The sequence below is a fragment of the Acidobacteriota bacterium genome (assembly GCA_016196035.1).
In the GTDB taxonomy this organism is placed as follows: domain Bacteria; phylum Acidobacteriota; class Blastocatellia; order RBC074; family RBC074; genus JACPYM01.
Genome location: JACPYM010000068.1, coordinates 53,259 through 71,504, shown reverse-complemented (window position 1 = coordinate 71,504; position 18,246 = coordinate 53,259). Strand labels below are relative to the sequence as shown.

The 18,246-nt window shown below is 58.7% G+C and carries 12 protein-coding genes; 9 read left to right on the top strand and 3 right to left on the bottom strand.

Features of this window, described 5'->3' with window-relative positions; genetic code table 11:
• The first annotated feature begins 419 nt into the window (after positions 1-419).
• The 7 genes from HY011_21270 (at position 420) to HY011_21240 (ending at position 11,587) form a co-directional block, all read left to right on the top strand.
• Positions 420-3,815, top strand: coding sequence for a TonB-dependent receptor (locus HY011_21270; protein MBI3425462.1), 3,396 nt, complete (start codon positions 420-422; stop codon positions 3,813-3,815).
• Positions 3,816-3,902: 87 nt separating this feature from the next.
• The gene (locus HY011_21265; protein MBI3425461.1) at positions 3,903-4,202 is read left to right on the top strand and encodes a hypothetical protein; all 300 of its coding nucleotides are present in this window, start codon (positions 3,903-3,905) and stop codon (positions 4,200-4,202) included.
• Positions 4,150-4,623: a type II toxin-antitoxin system VapC family toxin gene (locus HY011_21260; GenBank protein ID MBI3425460.1), complete on the top strand. Its 474-nt coding sequence runs from the start codon at positions 4,150-4,152 to the stop codon at positions 4,621-4,623. The genes HY011_21265 and HY011_21260 overlap by 53 nt, the downstream gene beginning before the upstream one ends.
• Before the next feature lie 131 nt (positions 4,624-4,754).
• Complete coding sequence (locus tag HY011_21255) at positions 4,755-6,575, top strand: Na+:solute symporter (protein MBI3425459.1); 1,821 nt, start codon at positions 4,755-4,757, stop codon at positions 6,573-6,575.
• A gap of 242 nt (positions 6,576-6,817) precedes the next feature.
• Positions 6,818-8,170 carry a Gfo/Idh/MocA family oxidoreductase gene (locus HY011_21250; protein MBI3425458.1) on the top strand — a complete coding sequence of 451 codons (1,353 nt, stop codon included), beginning with the start codon at positions 6,818-6,820 and terminating at the stop codon, positions 8,168-8,170.
• Between the two features lie 18 nt (positions 8,171-8,188).
• Positions 8,189-8,872 (top strand): hypothetical protein, encoded by a 684-nt coding sequence (locus HY011_21245; GenBank protein ID MBI3425457.1) that lies wholly within the window; start codon positions 8,189-8,191, stop codon positions 8,870-8,872.
• An 87-nt stretch (positions 8,873-8,959) separates the two neighbouring features.
• Positions 8,960-11,587, top strand: a complete 2,628-nt coding sequence (locus HY011_21240; GenBank protein ID MBI3425456.1) for a hypothetical protein — start codon at positions 8,960-8,962, stop codon at positions 11,585-11,587.
• A gap of 74 nt (positions 11,588-11,661) precedes the next feature.
• Here the strand turns inward: HY011_21240 and HY011_21235 are convergent, their stop codons facing one another.
• A complete protein-coding gene (locus HY011_21235) occupies positions 11,662-13,848 on the bottom strand; it encodes a hypothetical protein (GenBank protein MBI3425455.1) in 2,187 nt (728 codons plus the stop codon).
• Positions 13,849-13,933: 85 nt separating this feature from the next.
• Positions 13,934-14,188 carry a hypothetical protein gene (locus HY011_21230; protein MBI3425454.1) on the bottom strand — a complete coding sequence of 85 codons (255 nt, stop codon included), beginning with the start codon at positions 14,186-14,188 and terminating at the stop codon, positions 13,934-13,936.
• Positions 14,189-14,624: 436 nt separating this feature from the next.
• Between HY011_21230 and HY011_21225 the strand changes: the two genes are divergently transcribed.
• Positions 14,625-14,960 carry an RNA-binding protein gene (locus HY011_21225; protein MBI3425453.1) on the top strand — a complete coding sequence of 112 codons (336 nt, stop codon included), beginning with the start codon at positions 14,625-14,627 and terminating at the stop codon, positions 14,958-14,960.
• Positions 14,961-15,163: 203 nt separating this feature from the next.
• Here the strand turns inward: HY011_21225 and HY011_21220 are convergent, their stop codons facing one another.
• On the bottom strand, positions 15,164-16,666 hold the full coding sequence (locus HY011_21220) for an AMP-binding protein (GenBank protein ID MBI3425452.1): 1,503 nt from the start codon (positions 16,664-16,666) through the stop codon (positions 15,164-15,166).
• A 285-nt stretch (positions 16,667-16,951) separates the two neighbouring features.
• On the opposite strand from HY011_21220, the gene HY011_21215 reads away from it, so the two are divergent.
• Positions 16,952-18,136 (top strand): CoA transferase, encoded by a 1,185-nt coding sequence (locus HY011_21215; GenBank protein MBI3425451.1) that lies wholly within the window; start codon positions 16,952-16,954, stop codon positions 18,134-18,136.
• Positions 18,137-18,246: the final 110 nt, after the last annotated feature.

The following is an 18,246-nucleotide window of genomic DNA, read 5'->3' as shown; positions in this document are numbered from 1 at the left end:
AGCTGTTTCATCGCAGCAAGCCAGGCGGGGCAAGACGTTGAAACGCACACCGCCCAGCGCAATTTTCATTGCGCCTGACCGGCGAGCGAGCGGCCAACCAGCGGTCAGCGAGAAATTGCAGGTTGCCTTTTAACCCTCGGCCTCATTATACTTTTAGTACCAATTGCACAGGACGCAAGCCGAAACTTCCCATCAGACTTGCGGCGGCAAGGAAGCTATACCGATTTGCCATTCTCGATGCAAGCGCGACACGCGCCATTTCAAAGAGCTTTGCTGAGGATCGAAAATTCACGCACGGAAATCAACGCTTGAGCAGCGGCGGCCTGGCCCGCCTTCGTTATGAGTAGTTGATGGATTGGCCGGACAGCGCCGCAAGCACATGTTCCGGCCCCCTCAAACTTAATAAGGAGATGTTCGCAATGAAAACAGCAACGCAACGTTTGAGCGTCCTGTTGCTCGTCCTCGGCATGGTTTTTTCGCCGTTGACTGCGACAGCGCAAACTTATACCGCGACGCTGACGGGCACGGTGGCTGATACGCAAGGAGCCGCTGTTCCAAACGCCAAAGTCGTCGTTACCAATCAAGGCACCAAACTCGAATACACGGCCAAGACCAGCGATTCGGGCAATTACACGATTCCGTTTCTGCCCGTTGGCCTTTACACAATCAGCGTGGAAGCGACAGGCTTCAAAAAGCTGGCCTCGAACGAGATCAAGCTCGAAGTCAACCAGACGGCGCGCGTTAATCTGGAAATGCAGGTCGGCGGCGTCAGCGAGACGGTGACGATTTCAGACGTGGCCCCGATTCTGCAAACCGAAACGGTGACGGTTGGCAACGTCATCACCGGCAACACCATCAGCAGCCTGCCGCTCAACGGGCGCGCCTTCCAGCAGTTGACGCTGCTGGTGCCGGGTTCGATCACCGTCGCGCCCAACAGCTTCACTTCGCCCCAGCCGAATGGCAGCGGCGGACGGCCTTACGTCAACGGCAACCGCGAGCAGGGCAATGCCTTTTTGCTCGACGGCATCTCGGTGGACGAGACGCTCGACAACCTGATCGGTTACAAGCCGAGCATTGACGCGCTGGCCGAGTTTCGCGTCGAGACCAGCAATTCCTCGTCGGAATTCGGCAACGTGACCGGCGCGACCGTCAACGCGACGATCAAATCGGGTACGAACAATTGGCGCGGCAACGTCTTTGAGTTCTTGCGCAACGACGCGCTCGACGCCAACAGTTGGAGCAATGGCCGCCAGAAGGCGCTGACCGGCGTGCTGGTGCCGAAAAACAAACTGCGCCAGAACATCTTCGGCGGCACGCTGGGCGGGCCGATCATGAAGAATAAGCTGTTTTTCTTCATGGATTATCAGGGTTCGGTGCAACGCACGGGCGGCCCCGGTTCGGTGCGTGTGGCTTCGCCGGCGTGGCGGTCAGGCGACCTGCGCACGCTTTCGCCTTACATCCGCGATCCGCAATTGCCGCGCACGCAATTGTGCCAGGCGACACCAGCCACGCCGACAGCGGGCGTGAATTATCAGCAGGCCTGTTTTGCTTCGGGCGGCGTGCTCGGTGTCATCCCGGCCAACCGCATTGTCAATCCGGTGGCGAAAGCGCTGTTCGCCGACAACGCGCTCTATCCGCTGCCTGACCGCATTGACCCTTCCAACGGCACGGGCATCAAGGATGTCGTCACCGCGAACAAGTTCGACGGCCATCAGTTCGACATCCGCATTGACAACCGTTGGGGCGACAAAGATAACTTCTCCGGGCGCTATTCCTTCGGCAACAACGAAGTGCTGGGCGCAAAGGGCGCGTTGCCCATCGTGCTGACCGGCAAATCGTTCAGTCGTCCGCAAAACATCGCGCTGAACTGGACGCACACCTTCAGCCCGACCGTCATCAACGAAGCGCGCATCGGTTTGAATCGCGCGGTCTTTATCAATGCGGGCTTCGACTGGGCCGGCATTGGCAAAGCCAATAATAAATTCGGCATCCCCGGCGATCAGGCGCGCACGGGTTTGAGCGGCGTCACACTCGGTAACGGGTTGGCCGGCATCGGCAACTCGTTGTCTGACTCTTACAACGCCACGAACACCTTCCATTACGGCGACAACCTGACCATCCTGCGCGGGCGGCATAGCCTGAAAATGGGCGGTCAGTTGCAGCGTTACCAACAGAACCGTTTTTACGCGGGTAACAACGGCATCCTGGGGTTCTTTACCTACGGCGCAACCTTTAGCGGTCAACCCTTTTCCGACTTCCTGCTCGACCTGTTGACGAACAAGGGCAAAGGCGGCAACCCCACTGACGCAAACCGTGGCGTGTGGGGACACCGGCAAAATCGCCTGGGCTTTTTCTTCCAGGATGATTACAAAGTGCGCAACAACCTGACCTTCAACCTGGGTATGCGTTGGGAATACACCTCGCCGGTGGTTGAGGTGAAAGATCGCCAGTCAAACTTCGACATCGCTACCGGCAAGCTGCTGGTGGCTGGGCAGAACGGCAACAGCCGTGCGCTCTACAATGCCTACCACAAAGGCTTCGAACCGCGCCTTGGCATCGCCTGGACGCCGGAAAAATTCGACGGCAAGTTGGTGGTACGCGCTGGTTATGGCATCACGCAATACATGGAAGGCACTGGCTCCAACCTGCGCCTGCCGCTCAACCCGCCGTTCTTCACTGAAACGGATGTGCCCTATGACCTGAGCAGCGGCGCGGGCACGATCACCAAAGGCTTCACCGATCTGGTGTCGGTCGGGATTACCGGCCAGTTGCGCGTTTGGAATCCGAACCTGCGTCCGCAATTCACCCAGCAATGGAACCTGACGCTGGAACACCAGGTGTTCAAGAACACCACGGTGTCGGCGGGTTACGTCGGTCACTGGGCGACGCATTTGGTCGCGCCGACCGACATCAACCAGCCGTTGCCGGGCACTGGCCCCGCTTCGGGCTGGATTGCGGCGCAAAACCGCCGTCCGCTCTTTGGCCTTTATCCCACGGTGACACAAACCAGCGTGACGGATTCATGGGCGATCAGTAAGTACCATTCGTTGCAAGTGATGGCGCGCCAGCGCTTCACCAAAGGCTTGGAATTCCAGGCTTCGTATACGCTCAGCAAGTCCATGACCGACAACCTGGGCTATTACGGCAGCGGCGGCGGCGTCAACACGACGCAAAGCGCTTATTCGAGCAATGCGTATAACCGGCATGGTTATAACTATGGCCCGGCGTTCTTTGACGCGCGGCACAACTTCATCGTGTCGAGCACCTATGACTTGCCCTTCGGCAAAGGCCGTATGATGGGCAAGGACTGGCATCCGATTGTGAACGCCGTCCTCGGCGGTTGGAACGTGGGCAACATCGTGCAGCGCCGCACCGGTTTCCCCATCACGGTTACGCTCGGTACGGGGCGTTCATTGCAAGCACCGCGCGGTACCGAACGTCCAAACCTGATTGATAAGCCGCTGCTCAATGCCGGCACGCCGGATTGTTACATTTACAATTCGAACAACCGGTTCTGCACGGGAACGGGCACCACGGCTTTCGGGCTGCCTGACTTAGGCACGTTCGGCAGCGCGGGCGTGGGCATTCTGTATGGGCCGAGTTTCTTCAACTGGGATTCGACGATTGGCAAGAAGTTCTACATCTCGGAACACAAGTATTTCGATTTCCGGGCGGAGTTCTTCAACTTTACCAACACGCCGAATTTCAACGGGCCGGATCGTAGCTGGACGTTGACTTCGACGACGTTCGGGCAGATCACCAGCACGCTCAATTCGGCGCGCAATCTGGAGTTCGCTTTGAAATTCCACTTCTAAACGCGACCCCTGATGGCAGGATGAGCAAAGAGGGAGCTTGCCGAAGGCTCCCTCTTTGTGTATTTATCGCTGTCATGGAGGTGAGTTATGGAGTACCAAATTCTGGTTGAGAAGCAACCGCAAAACGGCTTTATCGCAACCGCGCTGGGCTGGCCTGATTGCGTGGGTGCAGGTGAGACAAAAGATGAAGCTATCGTCAAAGCACAGACCGCAGTCGCTGAGCGTTTGGCGCACGGCGAAATCCTACATGTGCAAGTTGAAGCTTCGCCCTCAGTAGCGACAGCCGACCCCTGGAAAAGAATGTTTGGCCGCGATGCCAACGACCCACATTGGGATGAGTTCCAGGAAGAGTTGCGGCGTATCCGCGAAGAGGCCAATCGTGCCTAGTTCATTGTGGGTACTCGATACCGATCATCTGAGCTTTGTACGGCGCGGTTACTCATCAGTTGCCGCCCGGTTGGACAAGGTGCCGCTGCCACAACGTGCGACCACGATTGTTAGCGTTGAAGAACAGCTTCGCGGGCGTTTTGCGATGATTGCGCGGGCCAGAAACGTCAAAGAATGGGTGGCGGCTTACAGCATATTTCAAGAAACGCTGGGCGATCTCATGCGATTGCAACTGCTGCCGTTTGATGATGCCGCTGCCACTGAGTTCGTGCGTCTGAAAGCGACCGTGAAGCGCGTCGGCACACAAGACCTGAAAATTGCCGCAATTGTCTTGAGTGTGAATGGCACGCTCGTCACCCGCAACCAGCGCGATTTCGCGCGCGTGCCGGGGCTGGTCATTGAGGATTGGACGCAACCTTGAGCACGCCGCTGTCCGTCGAATCCCGCCCGCGCATCTCGACAGTTGTGCGGAGAGCCGTTAGTATCTGCCTCGCAATTTCACTCCTGAATTTTCTGTACCAGACAACTTGAACCGAGAAAGGATCGCCCCAGATGCATCTGAGCGCGCTTGACTGGATCATCGCCATTTTGGCCGTCGCCGTCTGTTTCATCCCCGCCCTGTTTTTTAGCAAACGCTCCGCCAAAAATACCTCGGAGTTCTTTGCCTCGGGCCGTTCCGTGCCCTGGTGGCTGGCCGGGCTTTCGATGGTGGCGACGACGTTCAGCAGCGATACGCCCAATCTGGTCACCGACATCGTGCGGCGCAACGGCGTCGCGGGGAATTGGGTCTGGTGGGCCTTTGTGCTGACCGGCGTAGCGACCGTGTTCTTTTACGCGCGGCTCTGGCGGCGTTCGGGCGTGCTGACCGATTTGGAGTTTTACGAGATTCGCTATTCGGGCCACGCGGCCAGCGCGGTGCGCGGCTTTCGCGCAATCTATCTGGGCTTGCTGTTCAACTGCCTGATTATGGCGACAGTGAATCTGGCCGCCTGCAAGATCGCGGGCATTCTCTTTGGGATGGAACGCTGGCAGACGCTGGCGTTCGTAGGTTTGCTCAACGTCGTGTTTGCCGCGCATTCGGGCCTGTGGGGCGTGCTGGTGATAGACATGATCCAGTTCTTCATCAAGATGACGGCGGTCATCGCGGCGGCGTATTTCGCGCTGAAGCATCCGGCGGTCGGCGGTCTGGACGGCTTGGTCAGCAAGCTTTCAACGATGAAAGGGCCGGGCGGCATCAACTATCTGAATGTGCTGCCCGATTTCAACAATAACTGGGACATGGCCGTGGCGGTTTTTGTGATGCCCATCGCCGTGCAATGGTGGGCGGTTTGGTATCCGGGTGCGGAGCCGGGCGGCGGCAGTTACATCGCGCAACGCATGCTCGCCTCGAAGTCCGAAAAAGACGCACTGGGCGCCGTCCTGTTTTTCAACGTCGCGCATTATGTCTTGCGCCCCTGGCCGTGGATTCTGGTCGGGCTGGCTTCGATCCTGGTGTACCCGCAACTGTCTGACATCCAGACCGCCTTTCCGAACCTTGATCCCAAGTTACTCGGCCACGACATCGCCTATCCCGCGATGCTCAAGTTCCTGCCGGTCGGCTTTGTCGGCCTGATGGTGGGCGGCTTGGTCGCCGCGAATTCATCCACGATCCTGACACATTTGAATTGGGGCGCGTCGTATTTGGTGCACGATTTCTATCGCCGCTTTATCAAGCGTGATGGCGAAGAGCGGCATTATGTGTTTATAGGCCGCGTCGTCACGGTCATCCTGTTCTTCCTCTCGTCCGGCTTGGTCTTTGTGCTCGATTCGGCCAAAGACGCCTTTGACATCATCCTGCAAGTCGGCGCGGGCACGGGGCTGCTTTACCTGACGCGCTGGTTCTGGTGGCGCATCAACGCCTGGTGCGAAGTCGTGGCGATGATGAGTTCGTTTGTGATCTCGGTGCTTTTCATCGTATTGGGGAAACAGGGTGTTTACACGGGTACTTCGTCCGGCAAGCTGATTCTGACCATCGCCGCGACGACGGTTTGTTGGGTGCTCGCCGCGTATCTCGCGCCGCAAACCGACCGCCAGACGCTGATCGAGTTTTACCGCAAAGTGCGCCCCACCGGCCCCGGCTGGGAACCGATTCGCCAGGCCGCCAACATCTCGAAAGCGGATTCCGTCGCGGCGGGCGATAACATCCCACAAGCCCTGTTAGGCTGGGTCGCCGGTTGCACCATGATTTGGTCGTCGCTGTTTACTGTCGGTAACATTCTGTATGGTCGCACGAGCCTAGCTTTGTTACTGGGCGCGGTCTTTGTTATGAGCGGCTTGGTGCTGATTAACATCGTCAACAAACTCTGGGCCGGATCGAGCGAGTCGCAAGGCTAAACCCAACGCGCGGCAATAGCGTCAAGCATGAAGATGGCTCTTGCTAAAATCTCGCGGCTACGTTGGTGGATGATTGGATTGATTCTGCTCGCCACCACGATCAATTACATTGACCGGCAAACGCTCTCGATGGCCACGCCGAGGCGCTGTTTGTGATGTAGCCGATGCTGCGCATTGGAATGTTGCGCTTTGGAACGGCGGGGTAACTAATCAAGGCAATCCTTTCTAACTAGAGAAACAAGATGAATAACAAGACGAACAAATTCACCCGCCGCGACTGGCTGAGAACAACGGCGGTGGCCAGCGCGGCGCTGAACCTGGCAACTTTCGAGGTAGAAGCTAGTAACATACAACCCCAAACAGCTTCGATGATCGGCGTACCATTTGAAAAACATCAAACAGTGCGCCTGGGCATCATCGGTGTCGGTGAACGCGGCACAGAGATGCTGGGCGAATGGCTGGCGGTGGAAGGTGTGCAAGTCACGGCCCTGTGCGACATTGACCAAGCGCGCATCACCAAAGCCGTGGCGCGTGTCGAAAAGGCCGGACAGAAAACGCCCGCCGTTTACACCAAGAGCGAGCGCGACTTTGAGAATTTGTGCCAACGCGACGATGTGGATTTCATTTACATCGCGACGCCCTGGGATTGGCACGTCCCGATGGCCGTGGCCGTCATGAAAGGCGGCAAGCATTGCGGCGTCGAAGTCCCGGCGGCCATGACCGTGGAGGAATGCTGGACGCTGGTGAATACTTCGGAGCAGACGCGGCGGCATTGCCTGATAATGGAAAATTGCTGTTATGGCGCGAGCGAATTGATGCTGCTGAATATGACCAAAGCCGGTGTGCTGGGCGACCTATTGCACGGCGAATGCGCCTATAACCACGATCTGCGTTTCATCATCAACGAAGGCCGCAGCGAGGGCCTCTGGCGGCGCACCCCGCACACCCAACGCAATGGCAATTTGTATCCGACGCACGGCTTCGGCCCGGTGTCGAATTACTTCGGCATCAATCGCGGCGACCGCTTGGATTACATGGTTTCCATGAGTTCGCCTGCGCTCGGCCTGGATGAATACCGCGCGAAGACCGTGCCGAAAGACAGCCCAAAGTGGAAAGAGAAATACGTTTGCGGTGACGTCAACACCAGCCTGGTGCGCACGGTGCAGGGCCGCACGATCATGCTGCAACACAACATCACCACACCGCGCCCTTACGACCGCATCAACCTGATTCAAGGCACCAAAGGCATCTTCCGCGATTACCCCGAACGCATCTATATCGAAGGCCAACCCGGCGGCGAGCGTTTCACCAATCCGGACAAATACAAAGCCGAATTCGAGCACACGTTGTGGAAGACGGTCGGCGAACTGGCGCGCAAGAATGGCGGCCACGGCGGCATGGATTACATCCAGCTCTATCGCATCGTCGAATGCATGCGCCAAGGCCTCGTGCCCGACATTGATGTTTATGACGCCGCCGCCTGGAGCGTGCCCGGCCCCTTGAGCGATCAGTCGGTAGCGCAGGGCAGCGCGCCGGTGAAGTTTCCAGACTTTACGCGTGGGCGCTGGCAACAGAAACGCACTGTGATGTCGTAACCGCAAAAGCAAACGGCTATGTCTGAATTGCATTACCAACACGGTCGCCTTTCTTATCGCAAAACATCCACTGGCGTCGAACGCGGGCGCGAAGATTGGTGGCTGACGCGCAATCGCGATGGTTCGGTCACCATGCGTACACTCTCGATGACGGATGATTCCAAATTCGTGCGCGATGTGACTTACACGCGCGGCAAGGACGGGCGGCCCACCGATGCCTTCATCCGGTTGCAAGTCGCCGAACAGTTGATCGGGCACGGCATGTTTCGTGTGCAAGGCGACCGGTTGGGCGTGCTGGCCGAAGGCCGCGAGACGGGCCATACGGCGCAAACGGTCAAGGTGCCGACCGATTTCTTTTCGATCACGACGCACGCGGTGATGCTGGACGGCTGGATTTGGTTCAACTACGACCACAGCAAAGGCGGTGAACAGACGCGGACGTTTTACAACACTTCGACCAAGTGGAACGGGACGGATGGGCCTTTGGGGCGGCTGGAAGTTTACCGCATCGAGATGCTCGGCGAAGAGGAGCTCACCGTGCCCGCCGGGACTTTCAAGGCGATGCATTTCACGATGGATTCTGACCTGATCAAAGTGCCGACCTCGCATCTGTGGGTGACGGGGCAAGACCGCATTTTGCTGCGCTACGATTGGAACGATTTTGATTTGGAGTATGTGTTGACCGAGTGGAAACGCGATTAAAGTTTGGCCGCAGATGAACGCAGAAAGACGCTGATCTGCGTTTGTCTGCGAGTATCTGCGGCTGTACCTTTTTTGAGAGAGAATCCAATGAAAGTTTATCGAATCAGTTTGTTGGTTTTGGTTTGTTCATTGTTTAGCAGCGGCGCGCATGCGCAAAAGTTGGAATTCGCCCCCGGCACGCGCTACGACACGCACATCCCCACGCTGAAACAAACCACAGGTTATGACCTTGGCGAAAGCGTGACTACGCCCGAACAGATCACGGCCTATCTGAAAGCATTGGCCGACGCCGCGCCTGATCGCACGCGCTTGCTCAAATACGCCGATACATTTGAAGGCCGCCCGTTGCACGCGCTGATTATCGCCACGCCCGAACGCATGCGCCGCCTCGATGAAATTAAGGCCGGGCTGCAACGGCTGGCCAATCCGGGCGCGTTGTCGAACAGCGAAGCCGAACGCTTGGTCAAAGAATTGCCCGCTGTCGTCGTGCTGATGCACGGCGTCCACGGCAATGAGATTTCATCGGGCGAAGCCGCGCTGGCCGAGGCTTATCATCTGTTGGCCGCGCGCGGTGACGCCAATGTTGACACCATCCTGCGCGAATGCCTCGTCCTGATTGATCCGATGCAAAACCCCGATGGCCGCGCGCGCTTTGTCTTTCAAAACCTGTTCGGACGAGCCGCGCAGCCCGACCCTGAACCGGCAGCCGCCGAACACGACGAACCCTGGCCGGGCGGGCGCAGCAATCATTACCTCTTCGATTTGAACCGCGATTGGTTCGCGCAAACACAACCCGAAACCAAAGGCCGCGCGCGCCTGCTGCTGGACTGGCCCGCGCAAGTCGCGGTGGATTTGCACGAGCAGGGCGGCGATGCGACCTATTACTTTCCGCCCGCCGCGACGCCTTACAACCCGCACCTGAGCAAAGCGCAGTTGGATTGGTACGACGTCTTTGGCCGCGCCAATGCCGCGCGCTTCGATGAACGCGGCTTCGCCTATTTCAACCGCGAGGTTTATGACGCTTTCTATCCCGGCTATGGCGTCTCGTGGCCGTCGGCGCAGGGCGCGTTGGGCATGACGTTCGAGATGGCCTCGGCACGCGGCCTTGCCTATCGGCGGCGCGATGACACCGTGCTGAGTTATCTGGATGGCGCGGTGCGGCATTTCACCAGCGCCATGACGACGGCGCTGACGGCGGCGCGCAACCGCGAAAAGCTGCTGCGCGATTTCTATGAATTTCGCCGCAACGCGGGCAAGGGAACTACGCAGGCGTATTTGTTGCCGCCCGGACAGGACGCCGGACAGACGCTCCGACTGGTGCGCACGCTCCAAGCCAACGGCGTCAACGTACAACGCGCTGCTGAACCCATTCAGCACGAAAGCCGCACGCTGCCCGTTGGTACGTTCATCGTGCCGTTGCCGCAACCCGCTGGCGCGCTCGTGCGCAATCTGCTCGACTCCCAAGTGCCGATGAGCGCCGAGTTCTTGAAAGTGCAGGAAGAGCGTCGCAAGAACCGCTTGCCCGATCAGATTTACGACATCACGGCCTGGAATCTGCCGCTGCTTTACGATGTCGAATGCCTCGCCACCGACCGTGCCGTGACGGCGAAAACAACGCCGGTTGAAACAACGGCTGCACCCGCGACATTGCCTGACGCTATTGTCGGCTACGCCTTGCCGTGGAATGCAACTGCCGCCGCTGTCACGCTCGAAGCCTTGCAAACAGGCTTGCGCGCGCGCTTTCTCAACGCCACGTTCACGCTGGCCGGGCGCAAGTTCAGCAAAGGCACGGCGTTTTTTCGAGCATCTGATAACGGCCCTGACTTAGCCACGTTCAAAGCGAAGCTCGCGGCGATTGTTGCGAAGCATGGGGCGGAGGTGGTCAAACTTGATTCGGCGTTTGTCGAAGAGGGAACTTCGCTCGGCAGCAATCAGGTCGTGGCCTTGCGCGCGCCGCGCGTGTTGCTCGCTTGGGATCAACCTGCCAGCAGTTTGTCTGCGGGCTGGACGCGCTATGTGTTGGAGCGGCGCTATCAACAGCCCGTCACCGCCGTGCGCGCCAGTTCGCTTGCGCGCGTAGACTGGCGGCGTTACGACGTACTGGTCTTGCCGTCGGGCAATTACGCAGCGGCCTTGAGTGGCGATACGTTGCGGCGTTTGAAAGATTGGCTGAATGCGGGCGGCACACTGATCACGCTCGGTGAAGCCTCGCGCTGGGCCGCGCGCGAAAGCACGGCCTTGCTCGACACGCGCACCGAATGGCGCGACGGCAGCCCCGAAACCGACGCGCCCCCCGCTCGTACTGATGCTGCACGCAAACCCGCCGACTTCGATCAAGCCATCCAACCCGCGCGCGAATTGCCCGAACTCGTGCCCGGCGCGTTATTGCGCGTCACGCTCAACGACAACCACTGGCTTTCCGCCGGAACCGATAACGAGGTGCAAGTGCAGGTCGAGAGCACGCGCGTTTTCACGCCGATCAAACTGGACAAAGGCGTCAACGTGGGCATCTACGCCCCCAAAGACCGCCTGCTTGCGAGTGGTTTGATCTGGCCCGAATCACTGGCGCAATTGCCGCAAAAGGCCTTTCTGATTCACCAGCCCTACGGCCAGGGCCATCTTATCGCCTTTGCCGAAGACCCGAATTACCGGGCCTATGCCGAAGCGACGATGTTTTTGTTCATGAATGCGGTGGTGTTGGGGACGGCGTATTAGCGGATGCCCGCCGGGGTTTCAGTGTCCCCGTCGCCAATTTGCTTACGCAGTTGTTTCCAAAGGTCGCAACAACGCTATTCTGTCAGTTTGAAATTATGAACACAGAAGACCAACTCGCGCGGGTCAGTCGCTGATTGGCCCGGCGGCGCGTCGCAATAAAAGAGGAATTTGTGAGAGCCTGGCGGCAGCGCGAAACTTTTACGGAAAGCGGTTGCCTGATTGCTGAGCGCTAGCTCTGCGGTGAAGGGGGCACTCTTTAGCACCAGCTTGCCGGGCTGGGGAGACGAAAGCGACATTTCAAGCTGCACGTCACGCGGCTGCGATGAGCTATTTTCAAGCAGCAATTCTCCCTCAGAACCGCACCAGCGCCAGTTATCTGCGGGCGTGCCCTCAAGACCTGAAAATTCGCCGCCCCAAGTTTGCAGCAGCGGGTACAAGACTTTTTCCTGGCGCGCGCGCCAGTCTTCGGCTGAAACACCTGCCTGCAAAGTTCGTTGATAGGCCGTCAGATCAAAGTAGCTGAAATGATTGTTCCGGCTCACCAGCGGCGGGCGGCCCAGCAAATTCGTCAGCTCGGTTTCGAGCGCCGCGCCGCCATCCTGATAAAACCAACGGTCAATGTTCAGTCCGCTGAATCCGGCGGTGGCCAGCAGTTCAATCAAACGCGGCGCCGGTTGCGCGGCTGCGTCGAGTTGCCACTGTGAGGCTGGACGTTCGCGCATGGCCCCGAAACTCCACCGCAACTGCCGCGTGTGCAGATAGGCTTTGAAATGTTCGTAGCCCGGGCCTTCGGGAAAAAGGTGGGCGGGCAACTGAAAGATCATCCCATGCGCTGGCGCATTGGCCTCGACACGTTGGTAAAACTCCGCGTCATTGCGGTATTCAGCTTTGACCGCCGCGTAATCAGGCAGGGGCTGCGCCGGGGTTTGATCGAGCACGCCCAAAACAGTCAGCAGCAAAACCCCGCCGCTGAAGACCGCGTATCGCCGGGCCGAACGCGCGTACCGCTCGGCCAATTGATCCAAGAGCGAGGCCACCGCCAGCAACGCGAGAAAGCTCAAGTAAACGCTGACCCGGTTGTAACTGCGAATTTGGGGCGAAACGAGTAGCGCGATCAGCGCGCCCGCTCCACCCACCGTACCCAACAGCAAGGCCGAGATATTCAAGAGGCTCAGGTGTTGCCATAACTGCCGCCGCTCTTGGTTGAGATTGTGCTTAGCAGTGAGCCTGCCATACACCTGCCAAGCGAGTAGAAACAAGAAGCCAAGGCTTCCGACCAAGCCCAATGAGGCATCGGCATTTTCGTTATTCAGCGGCCCTTGATCGTAGCGCGCCCGCAAGTTCGCGAGCGGCGCTATCCGATGGCCAGGGGCAGGTAAAAGCAGCGTGGCCAGTTTCAATCCATACGTTTCCGCTTCGCCAGGCGCGCGTTGCCCCACCGGAACCGCGCCGTGTTGCAAGCGGTGAAGTAAATGGGGCAACAGATTGGCGGCGGTACAGGTGACGATGAGCGCCGCGCAAAGCAGCGGAGGCCAGCACGCTTTTAGCGAGTTGGTTTCCACTACGCGCCATACGCCAACGCTCAGCAATAACCCCAGCGCAAACGCGCCGTAATAGCCGCTGCCAGTCGAGGCAATGAGCGCGCAAATCAAACTGGCGCTCCACCAGCGGCGCTTGCGATACCAGCCGTTCCCGGTTACTGGCAAGGCTCCCTGGCAGAGCCACAGCAGCACCATGATCATGAGCGGCACGGGATAGTAAGCGGAAAGCAATAGGTGATTTTCGCCGCGCCGCAGATGGTACAGGGTAAAGGTGTAAAGCAGGCTGCAGCCCAATGCGGGCGCCGCTGAGATGTTGAAATGGCGCAGCACTAACAACGCGGTCAGTGTCGTGAGCGGAAAAGTAAATAAAAAGAAAATGTTCAGCACTCTTGCGTGATCGGTGCTGAAACAGCCGAGCAATTTAAGCAGCAGAAAATGAACATTGTCCACCAAAGGGAAGTCATACAGTTCCAGCCCTTTGGGCATCCCCAGCGCGTCATTCTGCAAATACCAGTCCTTCGTCAGGATGGCTTTGACCAGCATTTGATGGAAAACCCCGTCGCCAGAGTAAAGCAAGGGCACGTTTAGATCAGCCTGATGCAGCTTGAAGAGGAGTTCCAGCAAACAGCCACAGCCGAGCAGGGCCGTCAGATAAAGGGCGGCTTCGCGCCAACGCTGCTGTTGCTTTTGTGGCGCGAAAGGCGAAGGAGGTTCTTGCATACGCGAGTTTGGGCGCGAGTTGGGGCATAAGAATCGTAAACTCGCAAGGCGCGCTCCGTGGGGTTACATGCGGGAACATTGCAGGCTATAGATCAACAATCTCGGCTTTGATCTCGGTCAGCGCCAATTCCACCGCTTCGATTTGCGCCAATTCACGCCAGGTGCCAAAGCGATAGACCTTGGGCCGCTGCAATTCCTTTAAGCCCGAAGGCCGGGTCAGCCAACTGGCTTCCTTGGGCAATAGCTCCAAACGCCTACGCGCTTCGGTGTATTGCGTGCTCGTGCCGGCCAGAATCAAGATTACCTGCGAGGTTGCTCCATTGTTTGGTTGGTTCATCATTGTTTGAGTATAACAAACAAACCCAACGAGAGTGGAACAGAAGCGTGGCAGAAGCGGGAAAGGTTCATAAATTTGGCGCGCCGGAGTTTTTCGGCCAGTGCCGCAGATGGTGCAACATTGCGGGTCGCTTCTGTGCTATGGTGTCCGCAGTTGAAATATAACCTCTTTGGTTGCGTAAATCAGTCCGTGCCTTCCTTAACAGACCGCCACGAGCTTTTCCTTCAATCTCAAAGTTTGGTCAATTCTTCAACGCGAGCTTGCTCTGCTGGGCTTCAACGGTGATGCGTCGTCAAGCGTGACTGGCGTTATTAGGCCCAGAGGGTTGGCGAGTAGTAACGGTAAGAAGCCACTCGTTGATGCGAGTGTCGAATGTCGTGAATAGGAACCGTTTCCGCCGCGCATTCGGCCGCTTCGATTACATTGAGAGGAAAATCAAATGTCAGTGAAATTATATGTCGGGAACCTGGCCTTCAATACGACGGAGCAGGATCTGCAAGATGAATTCAGCCAATACGGCCAAGTCAGCTCCGCGAGCCTCGTCACCGATCGTGACACGGGCCGTTCACGCGGCTTCGCCTTTGTCGAACTGGATTCCAAAGAAGCCGCGCAAGCGGCGATCCAAGGTCTGAATGGCAAGGAAGTCGGCGGCCGCGCCCTCACCGTCAACGAAGCCAAGCCCCGCGAAGATCGTGGCGGCGGCGGCGGACGTGGTGGTGGCGGCGGACGCGGTGGCGGTGGCTTTGGCGGCGGCGGTGGTGGTCGCCGTTACTAAGCGCAACCAGAGATAATCGCTAAGACAACCCAGGCCGACAGGGATTTTCGTGAAGACGAAAGACTCTGTCGGCCTGTGGCTTTTATTGAGCAGTGTTTTTGGAAGAGGATTAGCCACAGAGGCACGGAACCACAGAGGTAAGTCCGGACAGTTTGCTCTGGTGTGATTTCTCTCTGTGGCTCCGTGCCTCTGTGGCCAATGCCTTAGCGAATGGGTTTATCCCACACGACTTCTTTGCGCAGTCGCGGCTTCACGATTTTGCCATTGGGATTGCGCGGCAGCGAATCACTGTAAATCTTGAGGTATTGCGGGACTTTGAAATCGGCCAGCCGCGTGCGGGCGAACGTGATGATGTCTTCCGGTTCGGCTTGCATGCCGGGCCGCAGCGAGATGACCGCGCCGACTTTTTCGCCCATCACGACGTCGGGGACGCCGATGACCGCGACTTCAAACACGGCGGGATGCGCGGCCAAGGCGTTTTCGACTTCGACGCAATAAACGTTTTCGCCGCCGCGACAGATCATGTCTTTCTTGCGGTCTACGATTTGGATGAAGCCTTCCGGGCTGATGCGCGCCATGTCGCCCGTATGTAACCAGCTATCCACAAATGTCTCCGCCGTCGCTTCCGGCTTGTTCCAATAGCCTTTGACGACGTTCGCGCCACGAATGAGTAGTTCACCGATGCCCGTTTCGGCATCCGGCTCAAACAGGTCTACCTCCGTGATGGGAATTGGGAAACCGACCGATTCGGGTCGCTCACGCGCAAAATCGTGCGGCAAGAAGGTCGCCACCGAAGACGTTTCGGTCAAGCCGAAGCCGTTGCCGACGCGGGCGTTGGGAAAGGCTTCGATGATGCGGCCCACCAGTTCAGGGGCCATCGGCGCGCCGCCATACGACAGCCAGCGGATGGCTGTCGTATCAAATTCGGCAAAGTTGGGTTGATTGAGCGCGAGCCAATAAATCGCGGGCACGGTCGTGAGTTGGTTGATGTGCTCGTCGCCGATGGCGCGCAGGAAGGCTTGGACATCGAACGCGGGCAGGATGACGACCGCGCCGCCCGTACCGAGCGTAGGCAGAAACTGCGCGTTGCAGGCCGTGACGTGAAAGAGCGGGATGCTGATGAGCGTGCGGATGCTGCCATCGCGCGGCAGCGGCACGATACGGAAACGCGATTCGACAATCGAAAGAAAGTTCTCGTGCGTGGTCAGCGCGCCTTTGGGAAAGCCGGTCGTGCCACTGGTGTAAAAGATCGCGGCTACGCCATCACGCTTTAATCCTTCGATCACAAAGGGCGCACCGTCGGGCAATGCCGCGCCGGGCAGGAATGAGAAACGCGCGCCGGAATCGGCGATAACGTAGGCGGCCTCGGCTGCGGTAAAGCGCGTGTTGACCGGCACCGCCAGCGCGCCCGCCATTTGAATGCCGATAAAAGCCAGACACCACTGCAAGCCGTTGCCGAGTTGAATCGCCACGCGGTCGCCGGGTGCGATGCCATGAGCGCGCAAACCGCCTGCGATGTGCGCGGCGGCGTCCCAAACCTGGGCGTAGGTCATGCGCGGGCCGCCGGCTTCGACGATGGCTTCGGCGTTGGGCGCGCGGTCAACGCTGCGGCGAAACATTGCGACCAGCGAATCCGGCAGGTTGTCGTAACGCAGGATGCCTTGCTCATCGCGGGTAATGCCGGTGTAGTCAAAGGGACGAATCATTGGCGGTGTTCCTCAAAAAAATGTGCCGCAGCCTGCGGGCGCTTGAACGTTGTGATTTCGGCCAGCAAGCTTGGCGTAAAGGCTCGCCGCAGGCTGGCAGCCTACGGTACAGTGTGCGCCGCTGCCCCTGCATTCTTGATACACAAGCTGGATTTTGCAAAGGAGTTTTGCCTGTCGCGCTGCGACGCACTGAAACAATAAAAAGCCCCGCCGCAGATCAACGCGCTTTTCGCTGATCCGCAAACACCTGCGTTAATCTGCGGCGAGAACTTGCTGAGGAAACAGATGACCAAACCACTCGCAGGAATTCGCGTGCTCGATTTTGGCCGCTACATCGCCGGGCCGTATTGCGCCGCCTTGCTGGCGGATATGGGCGCGGATGTCATTCGCATCGAGCGCCGCGACGGAGGCGAAGACCGCCAGCTCGCGCCGCTCAGCGAAACGGGCGATGGCGCATTGTTTATGAATATGAACCGCAACAAACGCGGTCTGACGCTCGATCCGGCCCATCCGCACAGCGGCGAAATCAAACGCCGCCTGCTGGCCAGCGCCGATGTCGTCGTCGCCAATTTGCCGGTGGACGTGTTGCAAAAGCTCGGCCTTGATTACGAGTCACTCACGGCGAGCAAGCCGGACATCATCCTGACGATGATCTCGACGTTCGGTTCGACCGGGCCTTATGCCAGGCGGGCGGGCTTCGACACGATTGCCCAGGCGATGTCGGGCGCGATGAGTTTGACGGGTTTTCCCGGCGCGCCCGTGCGCAGCGTCGTCGCGTTTGAAGATTTCGGCACCGCCTTGCACGCCGCCTTCGGCACGATGGTCGCGCTGTTTGAACGGCAACGCACCGGCCAGGGGCAAGTCGTCGAGGGCGCGCTGCTCGCAACGGGCGTCATGCTGATGCAATCCTTGCTGGCCGAACGCCACGTCACCGGCATCGTGCGCGAGCAACGCGGCAACGCGGGTTTGCACGCCGCGCCCACCGACACCTACCGCACGCGCGATGGCTGGATCGTGGTGCAGGCGATTGGCCAACCGATGTTTGAACGCTGGGCCAGGTTGGTGGGCCGCGCCGATTTGATTGCCGATCCGCGCTGTGCCGATGATCTGGCGCGTGGCGACAACTATCACTTGATTACCGCCGTGATGGCCGCCTGGACGGCGGCGCGCACGACCGCCGAAGCCTTGCAACAACTCGAAGCCGTGCGGCTGCCCGCCGGGCCGGTTTATGCCTTGCAGGAGGTGCTCAACGATCCGCAGGTGCAGGCGCGCGAGTTGTTGCAATACGTTGATTATCCGGGCAGCCCCGCTGCCGTCCCGTTGGCCAATACGCCCGTGCGACTCTCGGCGACGCCCGGCGAAATACGCCGCCGTGCGCCGTTGCTGGGCGAACACACGCACGAGGTATTGCGCGAATTGAATTTTAGCGAGGCGGAGATTGAAGCCTTTCAAACTGGCCACGTAATTTGATTTAGCCTTACCGCATACTGCCGACGTTTATGCTGGCTGGGACTTTTCCCCCAACTGCGGGCGAGAATCCGCTGACAGCTTGCCTTGCCGCTCGAGTTTCCGGGCGAATC